At 36.3% G+C, this 876-nt stretch carries 1 pseudogene; it reads left to right on the plus strand.

From position 1 onward, the window contains the following. Positions 1 to 625: 625 nt before the first annotated feature. Positions 626 to 876 (plus strand): annotated as a pseudogene (locus NE544_RS12020) (group II intron reverse transcriptase/maturase); the annotation flags it as partial.

Raw genomic sequence — 876 nt, forward strand, 5'->3', positions numbered from 1 at the left:
GTACGACAGGCAGTCGTGCTTATAGTTGATAATCAATCACCGATTATCAACTGTTTTATTTTAGAGACAATAAAGTACAAGATACTCGTAACACTATACAAAAGTCATTGAAGTAAAACAGTCCCAACAAGGTTGAAATACTTTGTCTACTAAGGATATAGCCAAGTAGTAAGCCATACTCAATGCATTCTCGTGAGGGAGTGTGTGAAGGGAGTTAAAGCGAGAACTCAGGCACCAATCTATCAATGCACATGTGGCGTTCAGTATTGATGATGCTGCGGAAAAAAGCAGAAATCCTATGAATAGATACCAATGACTATATCGATATCTGTTAATACTGGATGTGAAAGCAGGAAGCATGAGTTCAAGGGAAGGCACAGATGATCCTGTGAGGTCTCCGTATTTAATGGACTACCATCTATAAGCGTAGCGAAGTGACGGATAGTGTACGGAGAAGTCAGAGTTACTAATAGTAGCGAAGAAGTTATAGAAATATAATGGAGCGAAGTGGTAACACCTTGTGAGCTTTGAGTAGATGTAGTTGTGTAAGTGCAAATTTTAAGAATATTCGTATTAACCTTAAAAGATATTACATGACAGTGGAAAGGAGATAAGAAAAGACATTATGAATGAACCATTAAAATTCAAATTATTTAGTGTGTATGGAAAAATACTACACAAAGATGTTCTTACAGAAGCTTTTCGTAAAGTGAAGAAGAACAAGGGATGTGCCGGTATTGATAAAGTCAGTATCAAAGTGTTTGAGGAAAATTTAGATGAAAACATAGAGTTGATTTTGAATGAACTTCGAACAAAGACGTACAAGCCTTCTCCAGTAAGACGAAAGTATATACCGAAGAAAAATGGAAAGTTAAG

Source organism: Holdemanella sp. MSK.7.32 (assembly GCF_024460475.1).
Taxonomy (GTDB): domain Bacteria; phylum Bacillota_I; class Bacilli_A; order Erysipelotrichales; family Erysipelotrichaceae; genus Holdemanella.